Origin of the sequence: Micromonospora sp. NPDC051300, from assembly GCF_044455315.1 — a bacterium.
Taxonomy (GTDB): domain Bacteria; phylum Actinomycetota; class Actinomycetes; order Mycobacteriales; family Micromonosporaceae; genus Micromonospora; species Micromonospora robiginosa.
Map to the genome: position 1 here is coordinate 38,034 of NZ_JBITEP010000032.1, position 14,453 is coordinate 52,486.

The 14,453-nt window shown below is 72.8% G+C and carries 12 protein-coding genes; 5 read left to right on the top strand and 7 right to left on the bottom strand.

Annotated features, from left to right (window positions below; genetic code table 11):
• Genes ACIA5A_RS26465 through ACIA5A_RS26480 form a run of 4 tightly spaced genes read right to left on the bottom strand, consistent with a single transcriptional unit; the run spans position 1 to position 4,251 of the window.
• Positions 1–987, bottom strand: coding sequence for a Gfo/Idh/MocA family protein (locus ACIA5A_RS26465; RefSeq protein ID WP_396767143.1), 987 nt, complete (start codon positions 985–987; stop codon positions 1–3).
• A 2-nt stretch (positions 988–989) separates the two neighbouring features.
• Positions 990–2,153 carry a class I SAM-dependent methyltransferase gene (locus tag ACIA5A_RS26470; protein WP_396767144.1) on the bottom strand — a complete coding sequence of 388 codons (1,164 nt, stop codon included), beginning with the start codon at positions 2,151–2,153 and terminating at the stop codon, positions 990–992.
• Complete coding sequence (locus ACIA5A_RS26475; RefSeq protein ID WP_396767145.1) at positions 2,150–3,076, bottom strand: hypothetical protein; 927 nt, start codon at positions 3,074–3,076, stop codon at positions 2,150–2,152. The genes ACIA5A_RS26470 and ACIA5A_RS26475 overlap by 4 nt, the downstream gene beginning before the upstream one ends.
• A complete protein-coding gene (locus tag ACIA5A_RS26480) occupies positions 3,073–4,251 on the bottom strand; it encodes an inositol-3-phosphate synthase (protein WP_396767146.1) in 1,179 nt (392 codons plus the stop codon). The genes ACIA5A_RS26475 and ACIA5A_RS26480 overlap by 4 nt, the downstream gene beginning before the upstream one ends.
• A 90-nt stretch (positions 4,252–4,341) precedes the next feature.
• On the opposite strand from ACIA5A_RS26480, the gene galE reads away from it, so the two are divergent.
• Entirely contained in the window at positions 4,342–5,478 is a 1,137-nt protein-coding gene (galE, locus tag ACIA5A_RS26485) for a UDP-glucose 4-epimerase GalE (RefSeq protein ID WP_396767147.1), read from the top strand.
• A gap of 16 nt (positions 5,479–5,494) precedes the next feature.
• Here galE and ACIA5A_RS26490 read toward each other — a convergent pair whose 3' ends face one another.
• Positions 5,495–5,977 carry a GNAT family N-acetyltransferase gene (locus ACIA5A_RS26490; protein WP_396767148.1) on the bottom strand — a complete coding sequence of 161 codons (483 nt, stop codon included), beginning with the start codon at positions 5,975–5,977 and terminating at the stop codon, positions 5,495–5,497.
• Between the two features lie 207 nt (positions 5,978–6,184).
• On the bottom strand, positions 6,185–6,358 hold the full coding sequence (locus ACIA5A_RS26495) for a CsbD family protein (RefSeq protein ID WP_396767149.1): 174 nt from the start codon (positions 6,356–6,358) through the stop codon (positions 6,185–6,187).
• Positions 6,359–6,566: 208 nt separating this feature from the next.
• Here ACIA5A_RS26495 and ACIA5A_RS26500 point away from each other — a divergent pair, with 208 nt between their 5' ends.
• The 3 genes from ACIA5A_RS26500 (at position 6,567) to ACIA5A_RS26510 (ending at position 12,727) form a co-directional block, all read left to right on the top strand.
• The gene (locus ACIA5A_RS26500; protein WP_396767150.1) at positions 6,567–7,652 is read left to right on the top strand and encodes an aromatic acid exporter family protein; all 1,086 of its coding nucleotides are present in this window, start codon (positions 6,567–6,569) and stop codon (positions 7,650–7,652) included.
• A gap of 459 nt (positions 7,653–8,111) precedes the next feature.
• The gene (locus ACIA5A_RS26505) at positions 8,112–9,212 is read left to right on the top strand and encodes an aromatic acid exporter family protein (RefSeq protein WP_396767151.1); all 1,101 of its coding nucleotides are present in this window, start codon (positions 8,112–8,114) and stop codon (positions 9,210–9,212) included.
• Positions 9,213–9,589: 377 nt separating this feature from the next.
• Positions 9,590–12,727, top strand: coding sequence for a BTAD domain-containing putative transcriptional regulator (locus ACIA5A_RS26510; protein WP_396767152.1), 3,138 nt, complete (start codon positions 9,590–9,592; stop codon positions 12,725–12,727).
• Between the two features lie 10 nt (positions 12,728–12,737).
• On the opposite strand, the gene ACIA5A_RS26515 is transcribed toward ACIA5A_RS26510, so the two are convergent.
• Positions 12,738–13,397: a hypothetical protein gene (locus ACIA5A_RS26515; protein WP_396767153.1), complete on the bottom strand. Its 660-nt coding sequence runs from the start codon at positions 13,395–13,397 to the stop codon at positions 12,738–12,740.
• Between the two features lie 422 nt (positions 13,398–13,819).
• On the opposite strand from ACIA5A_RS26515, the gene ACIA5A_RS26520 reads away from it, so the two are divergent.
• Positions 13,820–14,329 (top strand): hypothetical protein, encoded by a 510-nt coding sequence (locus tag ACIA5A_RS26520; RefSeq protein WP_396767154.1) that lies wholly within the window; start codon positions 13,820–13,822, stop codon positions 14,327–14,329.
• The last annotated feature ends 124 nt before the right edge of the window (positions 14,330–14,453 follow it).

Genomic DNA, 14,453 nt, shown 5'->3' on the forward strand with positions numbered 1-14,453 from the left:
TCAGTTCCTTCCAGCGGCGGTGTGCAGCAGCTCGTACAGGCGCAGGTCCCGGCTCAACGGCCACGGCCAGTCGGCGCCGCGGACGGCGCCGGCGAAGGCGTGGGCCTGCGCGGTGAACGGGCTCAGCTCGACGTCGAAGGGGACCGTCTCGGCCGCACCGGTGCCGGCGTCGAGGCGGGTCAGCGTGCCGCCGGCGGTCTGACCGAGGGTGTCGACGGCGACGAGTTGGGCACGGGTGCCGACCACCTCCAGTCGGCGACGGGGCAGCGGATCGGCGGTGTTGAACGAGACGTGCGCCTGCACCAGGACTCCGGCTTCGGTCACCCCGGCAAGCAGCGCCCCGTCGTCCACCGCGTACGGATGCACCAGGCGTTGGGTGCGGACGGTGAGCTCCACCAGGTCCTCGCCGAGCAGCACGCCGACCAGGTCGACGCCGTGGGGGGCCAGGTCGATCAGGGCGCCGCCGCCGGCGCGCGTCGGGTCGACCCGCCAGTTGTCGTGCGGTCGCCCGTCCGGGCTCCAGCGCGGCGGCAGCCAGCATCCGTAGACGATCCGCACCGCGGTGACGGTGCCGAGTTCGCCGGCGGCGACGAGGTCGGCGACGCGCCGGTGGGCAGGATGGAATCGTTGGTCGAAGGCCGCGCCGGCGATCGTGCCGCCGGTCGCCTCGACGAGCCGCCGGGCGTCGGCGAGGGTCGCCGCGAGCGGTTTCTCGCACAACACCGGCCGGCCCGATTCGACCACTGACGCGACCACGGCCGCGTGGGCGTCGTTCGGCGTCGCCACGTGCACCGCCTCCACGTCGGGGTGGTCGAGCAGTTCCCGCAGCTCGGCCGTGGCCAACCGGTCCGGCGCCAAGGATCGGGCGGCGACGGGATCGCGGTCGCAGGCGGCGACCAGCCGGTGTCCGGCGGCGCGAATGGCGGGCGCGACATGGTCACGGGCGACCCACCCGCAGCCGACGACTCCCCACCCGAAGGGCCGCACGGTCACCACCGCTCGGGCAGGTCGAGGAGCAGTCGGCGGCGAACCTCGTCCGCGCTGCCGACCGCGGACCAGCGTTCCGGGAGGTAGCCGGCGGCCCGCTCGCCGTACTCCTCGGCCCAACGCGCGTCGGGCCAGCGTCGATGCCCGTTCTCGTAAAGCGGGTTGGGGTGCAACGGGCTCCTCGGGGCCGGCCGCAGAATCTCGGGTTCGGCGGCGGCATCAGCGGTGTCCCGCGCCAGGCTCACGGCCTCGGTCGCGGCCAGCGCCCCGGCTCCGGCGGCATAGGGCAGCCGCCCGGCGACTGTGGCATCCGTCAGCTCCTCCTCGCTGTACGCCCGGGCACCCGGCAGCAGCGCTGTCCACTCTTCGGGAAGCAGGGGCAGCCCGGCCCGACCGCCCGGATGCCGCGCGTTGTGCAGGTGACCCAGCAGCAACGCGCCACCGGGCCCGGCGCACGCGACGGCGGCGGCCACCACGTCTGCCTTGTGCGGAAGGAAGTAGAGAGCGTCGTGGCACGCCACATGACGGGGTGTGGTCGGTGGCGGCAGCGGCCAGCCAGCGGTCAGATCCGCGCAGACCAGAGCCACCGGCGCTCCGGGAGGCAGCACGAAACGACGGGCCAGCCACAGCTTCGCGAAGACCACATCGACCCCGACGGCGTCGCGATGCCCGTGTAAGACCAGGTGACGCAGCAGATGGCCGGCGCCGCAGGCGAGATCGACCACGGTCCGCCCGGCGGGCGGGTGCGCGGCCGTCAGCGCCAGAGTCGCCAGCCAACTCGGGTCGGACCACCGGTGCAGGAAGTAGACGCCTACCCGGCCGAGACCCAGGAGCCGCACGGCATCCCGCAGGGTACGGGCACCCAGTGCCCCGCGAAGCTGCTCCGCCGGGGGTGGCGGCAGCTCCCACCAGTCGTCGGCATCGCCGAGCAACAGCACGGCGGCGGCGTCGGAGTCGCCCGCGTCGAGCGCGGCGACCGCCCGCTGCCGCAGGTTGTCACGTCCCGGACGCAGCCACGGGATCCCTTCGACGACCGGCCATCGGCGAAACCCGTCGGTCAGGGTGTGTCGGGTGTCGGCACGCAACGACGCGCCGTCGGGTCCGCACCACCCGCGTTCGAAGCCAGCGAGCGCGGCGGAGGGGGTGGTCGCCCGGACCGCGCTCACAGCCCCGCCGCCCGCAACACGGCCCGGTGGTAGTCGACCACCGGGCCGTCGTGCACCAGCGCGAGGTCCACCAGCGCCTGATCGGTGGTGAACGCCGCCGCGCGGGCATGGTGGTGCACCTGGAGCACCCGGTCCAGCACGTCGGCGGCGTGGAAGGCTTGACCGACGGCGGTCCCGGCGTCCGCCAGGGCCGGCAGCACCGAGCCGACCCGGGCGGCGACGCCGTCCGGCAGGTGGCTCAGCGCCAGCGCGGTGAGCCGTTCGACGAGCGGGCCGAGACAGCCACCGAGCAACTGCTCCCCCGCGAAGCCCGCGTCGGGTAGCCACGCGTTGTGCAGGTGGTGCGCGAGGCCGAGCAGGAACGCGTCCGCCGGATCCGCGCCGACGTCGTCGGCGAGGAGAGCCCCGTACACCGCAACCGCCCAGCAGTGGTCGGCGTGGCTCTCCGGCGGCTCCACCACGAGGCGTGGCAGCCCGGGCGCGGTCGCGCCGGCGCGGGGCTGCCGGCAGAGCGCGGCGGCGAACGCCGGAACCGGTGGATCAGGCGCGTCGTGCACGCCGAGCGTGGGCAGCGCGGCACGCAGCCGCCGCCGGGTTGCCGGGTGCAACGCGCCGTCCAGCTCGCCGGCAGCGCGACCGAGCACGCCCGCCACCTCCGTGCCGGCCAGACCGCAGTCGCGGAGGATGACCGCGTCGATCCCACCGAGGCGGGAGCCGGCCAGCGCCGCCGCGCACTCCCGGTCGGCGACCTCCTGCGCGTCGACACCCGCGGCGAGGGCCGCCCACGCCCGGGTGAACCCCCGCTCCGCCGCCGAGCCGTCGGCGTGTGCCACGCGGATCCGCTTCGCGTCACCGATCTGCCGGAAGGCGGGCGCCAGGACGGCGAGCCGATCGACCGGCGGCGCCGCCAGCGCAGCGGTCATGCCGGCGCGTCCAGCCACTCGACCAGCGCCCGCTCCTGAGCATGCAGCGCGTGCTCAGGAGTGCGACCGGCCCGGGTCACCGGCGCCTTGAAGAAATAGCCCAGTTGTTCCTGCGCCCCGCCCTCGCCACGACGGCCAGCCTCGGCCATCAGCCGCACCAGCTCCAGCACGAGCGGCGCGGCGAGGATCGAGTCCCGGCACAGGAAATCGACCTTCAACTGCATCCGCTGGCCGAGGAAGCCGATGAGATCGATGTTGTCCCAGGCCTCCTTCGCATCACCGCGGGGTCGGTAGTAGTCGATGCGTACCACGTGGTCGTCGACGTCGTAGCCGAGGATCTGGTTGAGCACCGACCCCTTGGTGTCGAGCTTGCTCGCCAGCGACGACGGGTCGTCGAGGATCTGGCCGTCCCGGTTGCCGAGGATGTTGGTCGAGTACCAGCCCTCCACGGTCAACGCCCGGGACCGGAAGGCCGGCGCGAGCACGGTCTTGACAAGGGTCTGACCGGTCTTGCCGTCCTTGCCCGCGACCGGCACCCCCGCCTGCTCGGCCAACTCCAGAAGGGCCGGCACGTCCGCGCCGAGACTGGGCGTGAAGTTGACGTAGGGGCAGCCCTCCCGCAGCGCCGCGTAGGCGTAGAGCAGACCCGGGGTGATCACCGGGTCGTCGGCGTCCAGCCCGGCCTCGAACCCGGCGAGGGTGCGCAGCGTCGGGGACGCCGGATCCGGTCGCGCCTCGGTGGACGCCAGATTGACGACCACGATCTGCTGCGCGGAGGTCTCGGCCCGGAACCGCGCCAGGTCGCCGCGCAGATGTGCCACCCGCTCGCGCAGCGGCCCGATCGGCACGGCGTTGGCGCCGGTGGCGTTGCGGCAGTACGCCGGGTCAGCCACCGCCGGCCAGGGACTGATCTTCCCGAGCGGCCCGGCCACGGCCTCCAGGTGCGCCGGCTCGACCACCCGATGCAGGTGCGCGGCCTTCGCCAGATCATCCGGGGCGAGGTCCCAACCACCGAAGACCAACGACTCGTACGGCAGCAGGTCGGCGCGATGGGACAGGGGTAGTCCGGACATGTCCTGCATGCCCAGTCGGAGTAGTTCCACGCCGGCTATCGCCGTGGTCGCCACCGCGCCACCCAGTCCGATCACGGCGACCCCGATCCGTTGCTCCGTCATGCTGCCTCCCGATTCGACCGGCGCGTCCGACCCGAGCCGCCGCGTACCCGGGCCAGACCAGGCCAGTCATACACATGCGTCGACCTCACGGTGACGATCGATACCTCGATTTCCGACGTGGGGGCACCCGGTCGCGGCAAGGATGCAGGTGGGAGTGGTGTCGCTGGTCGCGTGCCGATCGACCGGGGAGGTATGCTGGTGAAGGTGCTGGTCGCGGGAGGTGCCGGATTCATCGGCAGCACGGTCTCCTCGGCTCTGGTGGACGCCGGTCACACGCCGGTCGTGCTGGACAGCCTGGTCACCGGTCGGCGCGAGTTCTGCCGCGGGCGGCCGTTCCGGCTAGCCGACATCGCCGATGCCGACGCGGTGGATGATCTGCTGCGCCGGCACCCGGACATCGAGGCGGTGGTGCACTGCGCCGCGCTGATCGCGGTACCCGACTCCGTCGTCCGGCCGGTGGACTACTACCGGGCGAATGTCTCGGCCACGTTGGAATTCGTCGATCGACTGCTCGCGCACGGGATCCATCGAATGATCTTCAGTTCGTCCGCGGCGATCTACCGGCCGGACGTCGGCCTCGGCGTCGACGAGACCTCGGCGCTGGAGGCGACGAGCCCGTACGCGCAGACGAAGCTGGTGGTCGAGCGGATGCTGGCCGACATCTCGGCGAGCAGCCCGCTGCGGGTGCTGTCCCTCCGCTACTTCAACCCGATCGGCGCAGATCCGGCGATGCGCACCGGATCGCAGATCGCGACTCCCTCACACGCCCTCGGCCGACTGATCCAGGCACACCAGGCCGGCGTGCCGTTCGGGGTCAACGGCCTCGACTGGCCCACCCGGGACGGCTCGGCACTACGCGACTACGTGCATGTCTGGGATCTGGCCGGCGCGCACCTGCGGGCGCTGGAACGCTTCGACGACCTGTTCGCCACGGGCGGCGCCCCGCACGTGTGCGTCAACCTCGGCAGCGGCACCGGAACCACGGTGCTCGAACTGGTGGCGGCGTTCAACGCGGTGGTGAACCGACCGGTCCTGGTCAGGGAAGCTCCGCGCCGGCCCGGCGACACCCCGGGCGCGTATGCCCGTGGTCGTCGAGCTTCGGCACTGCTGGGCTGGCGACCACAACGAGACCTCGCCACCGGCATCACCGACTCGCTCGCCTGGCATCACCGGCGCGGTCAGATCCTCACGAACCTCGCGCCGTACCACCGGCTGATCGCCGGTTGACCCGCACCGCCGCCGTTCATTGGGGCCCTGCCTGCGGCGCGTAGCGCAGCCACACGTACGGCACAGGCTGGGCTCTGTTCCACTCGTCGGCGTCGTCCGCAGGCACCGGCACGAAGGCCGCACCGGCGTAGCAGCGCAGCGCGGGGAGATTGTCCGGCCACACCCGCACGAACACCGCGGAATGACGGGCGAGCGCCTCGGCGGTCAGAGCCGTCACCAGCCGTCGGCCGATTCCCTGACCGCGGCACGACGGGGCCACGATCAGACGGGCCAGCTCGACCTCGGCTTCCTCGTCGTCGAGCCACAACTCGCCGTATCCCACCAGAGCGCCGTCCACCACCGCCCGGTACGCGACGACGTCGGGCGTGTCCGACCACCCCGCGACCACCCTCGCGGAGACCTGATCACGCGCACACCACCGACGGCACTCCTGCGCCGACGCCGGCCAGCTCGCCACGACAGCCGCGTCCCGCGCCCCGGACAGGTTCCTTAGGTCCATCGCACCTCCGTATCCGACTCCCCCAGACCGAGGGCACGGCGTCGCGCCAGCGAGTCGGGCACCCGTTTAGGTGCCCATGTTTGCGAGAATCGCGGGGGGGGGGGGGGGGGGGGGGCCCCCCCGGGGGGGGGGGCCCCCCGCCCCCCCCCCCGCCGCGGCGCGCCGCTCTGCATCGCCGGGCCGGGCGGCGGGGGTGCCTTGCCGAGATCAGCTCTTGAAGGCGTCCTTGATCTTCTCACCGGCCTGCTTGAGCTTGGCGACGGCCTGGTCACCACGGCCCTCGGCTTCGAGCCGCTCGTCGTCGGTGGCCCGTCCGACGCCTTCCTTGACCTTGCCGGTGACGTCCTGAGCGGTGTTGTCGATCTTGTCATCGAAGCCCATGGCGATCTCCCTGATCCCGTGCGGTGGTGCTGAGACGATGGTGTCCCGGGCAGATACCCGGTGCGCCCGATCGTCAATCATCGTCCCGGGTGGGCGCCGTCATGGTCCGCGCCGCCTCGCCGGACTACCGTGGCGGCGGACGGGTAGAGGAGGACGTGACCGAGCCCGCGCCGCTCCGCCTCCGACCGCCTGGCGACCGGGGCGCGACGTGAGGGACGCCCTGGCGACTGTGCGCCGCTTCGCCCAGGAGGCGGTCGAGCGGCTGCGCCGCTACTTCATCGTGGCGCTTCAGGCCGGGCTGGCGGCCGGACTCTCCTGGTATGTCGCGAACACCCTGCTGCACAACCCGCAGCCGCTGTTCGCGCCCGCCGCGGCAGTCGGCACCATCGCCGCCGCGATCGGGAACCGGGTACGCCGCACCGCTGAACTACTCGCCGGCGTGGTCCTCGGCGTCCTGGTCGGCGATCTGATCATCGCGGTGATCGGCTCTGGACCGGTGCAGACCGGGCTGGTGGTGGCGGTGGCGATCTCGGTGGCGGTGATCTTCCGGGGCAACGGCGCGGTGATGGTGCAGGCCGGGAGCACCGCCGTCCTCCTGGGCAGCGTCGAGCCCGCCGCGCCGGACCTGGCCGTGCCACGGACCGCGAACGCCCTGGTTGGCGGCGGCATAGCCGTCGTGGTGGCGTTGCTGCTGCTGCCGCTGAATCCGGTGCGGGTGGTGCACCGGGCCGCCGGACCCACCCTCGACCTGTTCGCCAACCAGCTCACCGCCGCCGCGCAGGCGCTCGCCACCGGTGACATCGAGCGGGCCGACGCGGCGCTGCAACGCCTTCAGGCAGCCGAGGCCGAGCGGAAACAGACCACGGAGATCGTCGCCGCGGCCCGCGAGGTGACCGCACTGTCACCGTGGCGGTGGCGGCGGCGGGCCCAACTCCGCCGCTACGAGAACGCGTCCACCCACCTGGAACTGGCGTTCACCAACAGCCGCAACATGGTGCGCCGGGTCGTCGCGCTACTGGACGCCCGGGAACCCGTGCCGCCCGACCTGCCGGCGGCGATCGAGACGTTCGGCCAGTCGCTGCGTCTGCTGCACCGGGACTTCCTGGCCGGCCGTACCCCCGAAATCGCCCGTTCCCGGGCGCTGGACGCCGTCGAGGCGGTCCGCCGGGCCCGCGACACCGATCTCGGCTTCTCCGGCAACATCGTCGCCTCTCAGGTGTTCATCGTGGTCAACGAACTGCTCCAGGCAGCCGGCATGAGCAAGGCGGAGGCGGACCAGGTGGCCGGCGTGTGAGCCGCGCGCCGAGACGGACATCACCCGCTCGCTCCCCCGGCCCGGACGAGGCGGCCCCGGATGTCACGTCGAGCGCAGAGAGACTGCCCGGTCTCCAGGACGTCGTGGGCGAGGAACCGGGCCAGGCCGGCGGCCGGGCCCGCCTGCAGGGCGACGATGAGGTATCCACGGAGCATCCTCGGCGACGAGCCGGTCTCCTGCCCTTCTTGGTCCGACGTGTCTCAGTGCCGGAGCGGGACAGACGCGGGGGCCTCCCGGCCTCGATCGACGTATCCGGGGCCGGGGCCGCCAGGACGATGTCCACGAGCACTCGCACCCCAGCGCCTTCGGTCACGGCTCATTCTCGCTTGTGACGCCTCCGGGCAGGAGGTTGGTTAGGTTCGGAGCATGGGTCGTGGACCTCAGGGTGCAGCTTCGACAGGTGGCGCGTCACCCTCCGTCCACGAGGTGTGGGCGTCGGTGCGGCGCAGCGGCGGGGCCAAGCTCCGGGAGCGCCTCATCCGGTTGCGATTGAGCCTGTTGATCGCGGTGCAGGCGGGAGTCGCCGCAGCGGGGTCGTGGTGGGTCGCCAACGACGTGCTCGACAACCGGCAGCCGCTCTTCGCGCCCGCGGTGGCCGTGGGCACGATCGCGAGCTCGGTGGGACAGCGGTTCAGGCGCACCCTGTTCCTCATCGCCGGTGTGGCGGTGGGGATCACTCTCGGCGACCTGCTGGTCTCGTGGGTAGGCAGGGGACATATCCAGATCGGGCTGATCGTGGCGGTGTCGATCCTGTTGGCGATGCTGTTCAGCGGTGAAGGATCGTTCATCACCCAGGTCGGCGGCAGCGCGATGGTGCTGGCCGTCCTGTCGCCCGCCAGCACGAGCCTGGCGCTGCCCCGACTCGTCGACGGCGTCGTCGGAGGAACGGTCGGCCTGCTGGTGTCCGTGGTCGTGCTACCGCTTCACCCGATCCATCGCATCCGCCGGGCAGGGCGGCCTCTCATCCGGCGGATCGCCGCGCAGATCGACCGAGTGGCCGACGCCGCCGCTGACCGCGATCCGAACATCGCCCAGCAGGCCCTGGACGCACTGCGTAACCTCGACTCCACAGACCTGCAGACGGCGCTGTCGGCGGCCGTCGAGGTCGTGCGGCTCTCCCCCTTGCGCTGGCACAACCACAACTCCGTCGAGGGCTGGCGGCACGGCAGCGAACTGATGCTCCGGTCCCTGCTCCAGAGCAGAGACCTCGCGCTGAACATGGAGGCCGCGCTGCGACGTGACGAAGCCGTGCCACCCAGCCTGCCCCAGGCCATCCACTGCCTCGCGGACGCCGTTCGGCACGTCGCGATCGAGTGGTCACCCACCTCGGGTAGCCCCTCCCGCTCGCAGGAATCCGCGCTCAAGGCTGTCAAGTGCGCGCAGGACGCACTCAACGACAAGCTCGACATCAACGGCATCAACATCGCCAACGACATCAGCATCATCGCCGTCAACACCATCCAGGCCACCGGCGTCAGCAAGAACGACGCCGAAGCACTCCGCTGCCATCTCGGGCCGGACACCACCAACCGAGCCTGAACTCCGCTGACGGTCCTCCCGACCGACGTGACGCACCTGGCGGACCGCACGAGCGTCACCACGACGTCGGGTGTCGACTGCGGGTTCGAACCGATGAACGGGCGGATCCTCGTGGCCCACCCATCGTTCCGTTTCCCGGCCCGCGTGGCGGCTCGGCGCGCCTCCCTGACCCGAGCCCGCCGCGCTCCAGCGCGGTGACGACCGGCCGCGGCTGCCGACATCCGACGGTCGGGTGGCCTTGCCTCCGCAGCCGGACGCGGCAAGCCTGAACACGTCGGGTGCGCGAATCGACCCGGTGACCCGAGCGGGCCTGGTGAGGCGGTGGAGGCACGGTGGAGGCGTTGCGGAGTGGCCGCTGGCGGGGAATCTGCTGCCTCGTGGCAGCCGCCGGTTACGGCAAGACCACCGCGTTGCGCCATTGGTACCCCCGCACGACCGCCCGTCGGTTACCGGTCGAGGCGGGGTCGCTGCGGCACCTCGTCGACGACGCGGTGCGGACGGGCGAGCGACTGATCGTCGTCGACGACCTTCCGCGGACACCGGCCGACGACCTGGACCTGCTACTGGCCGCGGTCGCTCGGGAAGAGGAGGATGTGCAGGTCGTGCTGGCCTCGCGGTGGCCGCTTCCCCCGCCGGCCGCCCGCTGGATCGGCAGCGGCCTGTGGACCGAGCCCGGCCCCGTAGGGCTGGCACTGACCCCGGAACGCATCACGCGCCTGGCGGCCGAGGATTACGGCATCACCGGCCCGGACCTCGGCGACCGCCTCCACGCGGCCACCGGTGGCTGGCCGGCTCTCGTGCACCTGTCGGCGGACGCCCTGCGTCTGCACGGGGTGCCACCCGGCCCGTTGGCCGTCGCCCTGGCCGAGCCCGGCGCCCCGCTCACCCGGTACATCGCCGAAGAGGTGATCGGCCCGCTGCCGGCCGAGGTCACCCGCCTGCTCCGCCACGTCGGTGACGCGTCCCCCGTGAGTGTCGGGCTGTGTCGTGCACTCGGTCACCGCGGTGCCCCGCGCGTCGTCGACGTGCTGCGCCGCACCGGGCTGCTGACCCGCACGCGGCCGGTGGCCGGGCCGGGAGCGGCGACGCCCGGGGAGCACCTCGTGCCGGTACTCGTCGAGGTGGCGCGGCAGGGGCAGCGACGTCCGCCGGCGGGTCGCACGGTCGGCACCGCCGCTGCCGCAGCCGCGTGGTACGACGAGCATGGCCCACCGGACGCCGCCGCCCGGGAGCATCTGCGAGCCGGCAACCACCCGCGGTGCGCCGGCGTGCTCGACCAGCACGGCGAACGGATGATCGCGACGGGGCGGGCCAGGGCCGTGGCCGACATGGTCGCGAAGCTTCCCGACAACCACCTGAATAGGCGGATCCGCCTGGTGTACGGCGACGCGCTACGCACCCTGGGTGACCTCGACGCCGCCGCACGCGCATACGACGCCGCGGCGGCCACCCCACCCGGCTGGGACGCCGGGCTGGCCTGGCGCGTGGGTCGGATCCACTATCAGCGCGGTGACGCCCGCGCCGCGTTGGAGGCACTCCGACGGCCCCGGCCGGAATCGGCCCCGCCGGTCGACGAGGCGCTCCTCCTGGCCTGGACCGCTCACGCCCACCTCTTGAGCGGGGACACCGACGTCGCGCTCGACTGCGCACGACGATCGTTGACCGTCGCCACCGCGACCGGACAGGACGCGGTCCTGGCCGCGAGCCATCTCAGCGTGGCCCTGTGTCTCGGCGTCACCGGGGATGTCGCGGGCAGCGAGGAGCACTACGCTCTCGCACGTCCGATCGCGGAACGCGCCGGCGACCTCCTGCTGCTCGCCCGGATCGCCACCAACCGCACGCACCACCTCCTGCGGACCGGCCGGTTCGCCGACGGCCTCGCCATGGCCGAGCAGGCCGCCCGATACGCGGCGCTGGCCGGCGCGCCCAGCATCCGCGCCATCGCCACGAGCAACGAGGCGGAAGCGCTGGCGATGCTCGGCCGGTACGACGAGGCGGTGCAGCGGTACGAGGCGGCGCTGGCGCAGTACCAGCAGAAGGGCTCCCGTCGGTTCACCTACGCCCTGCTCGGGCTCGGCGATCTGTACCGGCGCCGGGGCTGGCGTGAGCAGGCCCGCGCCGCCTACGAGGAGACGGTTCGGGTCGCCGAGGAGGCCGGCAACGCCCACGTCCTCGTGCCCGCGCTGTCCGGACTGGCACTGGTACGCCTCGACGAGGACGTCCGGGCCGCTGCGGCACATGCCGAGCGGGCCGCCGGTGAGGTGGCGGACGACATCGCCGTACCGGCGCTCCTGGCGCGGGGCTGGGTGGCTCTCCGGACGGCCGCACCCGAACGGGCAGCCGGGGCGGCCGCGGAGGCGGCCCGCATCGCGCGTCTTCATGACGACCGGGCCGGGCTGGCCGATGCGCTCGAGCTACGGGCCGCGACCGAGACCGACGTCGACCGGAGCCGGGAGGCGTTGCGCGAGGCACACGCGCTCTGGAGCCGGGCCGGCGCGGCGGTCGAGGCGGCCCGGCTCCGAGTGGTCCTCGGTCGGCTGCCCGGAGCCGACGTCGACGACCGGCTGGCCGGGCTGCTCGCCGCCGAGCAGGTCGCATCCGCCGGCGCCCTGGTGGAGCGGGCGGCGAGCATGTCCGCGGGAGGGTCGAACGGTGCCGGGCCGATCCACCGGACCGTCGTGATCCGGGCACTCGGCCGATTCGAGGTGCACCTGGACGGCATCCCGGTGCCACCCTCGCAGTGGCAGTCGCGCAAGGCCCGTGACCTGATGCGGATCCTGATCGCCCGGCGCGGGCGGCCGGTGCCTCGTGGCGAGCTGTGCGAGTTGCTCTGGCCGGACGACGACCCGGCCCGCACCGGACACCGCCTGTCGGTCCTCCTCTCGATCGTCCGCGCGGTCCTCGACCCGGCACGGGCGCTCGATCCCGACCACTTCATCGTCGCCGACCATGCCTGCGTCGCGCTCGACGTGAGCCGGCTCCGCGTGGATGTCGAGGAGTTCCTGGCCCACGTGGCGCACGGATGCCGGCTGGTGGATCGCGGCGCGCTGGAGGAGGGCCGGACGGTGCTCGTCGCCGCCGACGGTCAGTACCGTGCCGACGCGTTCGAGGACGAGCCGTACGCCGACTGGACGGTCTCGATGCGCGAAGAGGCACGGGCGGCGTACCTCCACCTGCTGCGCACGCTGGCTCAGGTCAGCCAGGTCACGTCCGGACCGGCGGCGGCGGTGGGCTACCTGCTCCGGCTGCTCGAACGCGACCCCTACGACCAGTCCGCCCATCGGGCTCTGATCCGCTGTCTGGTAACCGGCGGGCAGCACGGTGAGGCGCGCCGGGCCCTCGCCCGCTATCAGGAGGCGATGCGGGCCATCGGGGTGCATCCACCGGAGGACATGATCCTGGCACCCGTCGCCACGTCGTCGCCGCGGAGACGGCAACAGCCGGCGACCGGTCGACCGGGTGGGCGACCGGCCGCGCGGGAGGGCCGGAACCCGGCGACCGGCCATGGTCGCTGACGCGCACCGGTCAGTGGAACGCGGCCAGGAGCACCCCGGCGACGGTGAGCGTTGCACCGTCGTCGCCGGACGCCGCGGTGACGCCGACACGATCGGTGGCCGGCGCTCCCGGCAGCCGGCTCGCCCGGACCGCCTCGGCAACGGCCAGACGAAGGTCCGGGCCGGACGCCAGCGCGCTGAGGAAGACCTCTCCCTGCCCAGTCACGATGGCGCCGACTCCGTACACGTGAACGTCCGGGCCGGGTGGCCCGGTGACCGCTGTCCTGGGCCAGGTGCCGTCAGCACCGGCGTCGACACCGACCCGGACGCCTGCCGGGCCGGTCTGGGACGCGCAGACGCCCAACGCGGTGAGGCTGGTCGGGTCGACGTCGCCGCGCGCGTGTACCCGCAGCTTGCGCAGGCCGGCATCGAAACTCACCTCGTCGACGTACGTCCGATCCACTGAGCCCTCGAGGCGGAAGCCGGTGCCGACCAGCAGCGTGCCGTTCGGGCAGTCCGCCTCCGCCGTCGAGGTCGAACGGACGGTGGCCACCACCCGCAGCGGTGCGACGGTGGACGAGTCGCAGGTCGCGTACGCCGTCAGGGACCAGTCGGTCGGGTGCCCGCTCCGGGCGGTGGCGCTGACCGTCACGGCTGACAGTTGCGGGTTCGGCTCCATCGCGGTCAGCACCACGCCACCGTTTCCGTTAACGACGCGGGCGCCCGCCGAGAAGACTGTGGCCGAGCCCGGACAGGCCGCAGTGACCGTCTTGGTGGCCTGCCCGTCGCTGGCACTGGAAGCCGTGACCCGGACCGGTCCGGATGCGCCCGCGCCGGCTGGCCCCGCCACGCCGACGGTCATCCCCAGCATCACGGCGATCGCACCCGCCGTCCGTTGTGTGATGCATCTCGTCGCCATCTCGCTCCTCCGTCCTCGCCCGCGACGTCCGCAGGCACGCACCATGCTCCGACCGGACGTCAGGGTGGCGTCACGGTGGAAGGCGCCGGCGGCTGCGCCGCCATCCTGAGCGGATCGTGACGCGACCCTGATCCCTCGACCGAGACTCGACACCGGAAGCCGCGCAACGGCCGCGGCGTGATCGAGGAGGAACCATGCGGACCAACCTGTTGGCACGACGGATCGCGATCCTGACGGGAGTGGGCGCGCTGGGACTGGTCGGGGCCGTGCCGGCCCAGGCGGCGGTGCAGCGGACCGACCGGTTCTCCATCACCGACCAACACTTCGACTTCGGCGACGGTGACCTGGGCAACGTCTCCGGGAGACCGCAGTCCGACGGCCGGCTGGAGTGGGATCTCGTCGCCGGTAGATGGGAGCCCCGACTGCTCGGGCGCCTCTACGTCAACAACGCCTCCGGCGAGTGCGTGCGGATCCAGATGGTGGTGGTCTACCAGAACGGCGTGACCACCACCGAGACGGACAGCGCGTCCGACTTCTGCGCACCGAACGGGCAGACGTGGCGCAGCGAGGTGGACTTCCGTCCGGTCAGCTCGGCGTACGTCGCCAGCGTCCACTTCCGGCTGCAGAGCGCGCCGGCCGGCGGCTGGCAGTTCTCGACCGAGGCGACCACGGTGCCGTACCCGGCACCGTGGTGGCTGCCCTGATCACGACCGGACCGGTTCGGACGCGGATGGACGACCATCACGGCGGGGTGCCGGCCGAGCGCCGGCACCCCGCCGCCGGCCCGCAGCCCATCGACACGTACCTTTTCGAAATTCCTTGCCGGCA

Bases quoted from the DNA above. Each gene is read 5' to 3' on its own strand.
- ACIA5A_RS26475 (WP_396767145.1), bottom strand. From the start codon at position 3,076: ATGACCGCTGCGCTGGCGGCGCCGCCGGTCGATCGGCTCGCCGTCCTG.
- ACIA5A_RS26480 (WP_396767146.1), bottom strand. From the start codon at position 4,251: ATGACGGAGCAACGGATCGGGGTCGCCGTGATCGGACTGGGTGGCGCG.
- ACIA5A_RS26490 (WP_396767148.1), bottom strand. From the start codon at position 5,977: ATGGACCTAAGGAACCTGTCCGGGGCGCGGGACGCGGCTGTCGTGGCG.
- ACIA5A_RS26495 (WP_396767149.1), bottom strand. From the start codon at position 6,358: ATGGGCTTCGATGACAAGATCGACAACACCGCTCAGGACGTCACCGGC.
- ACIA5A_RS26520 (WP_396767154.1), top strand. From the start codon at position 13,820: ATGCGGACCAACCTGTTGGCACGACGGATCGCGATCCTGACGGGAGTG.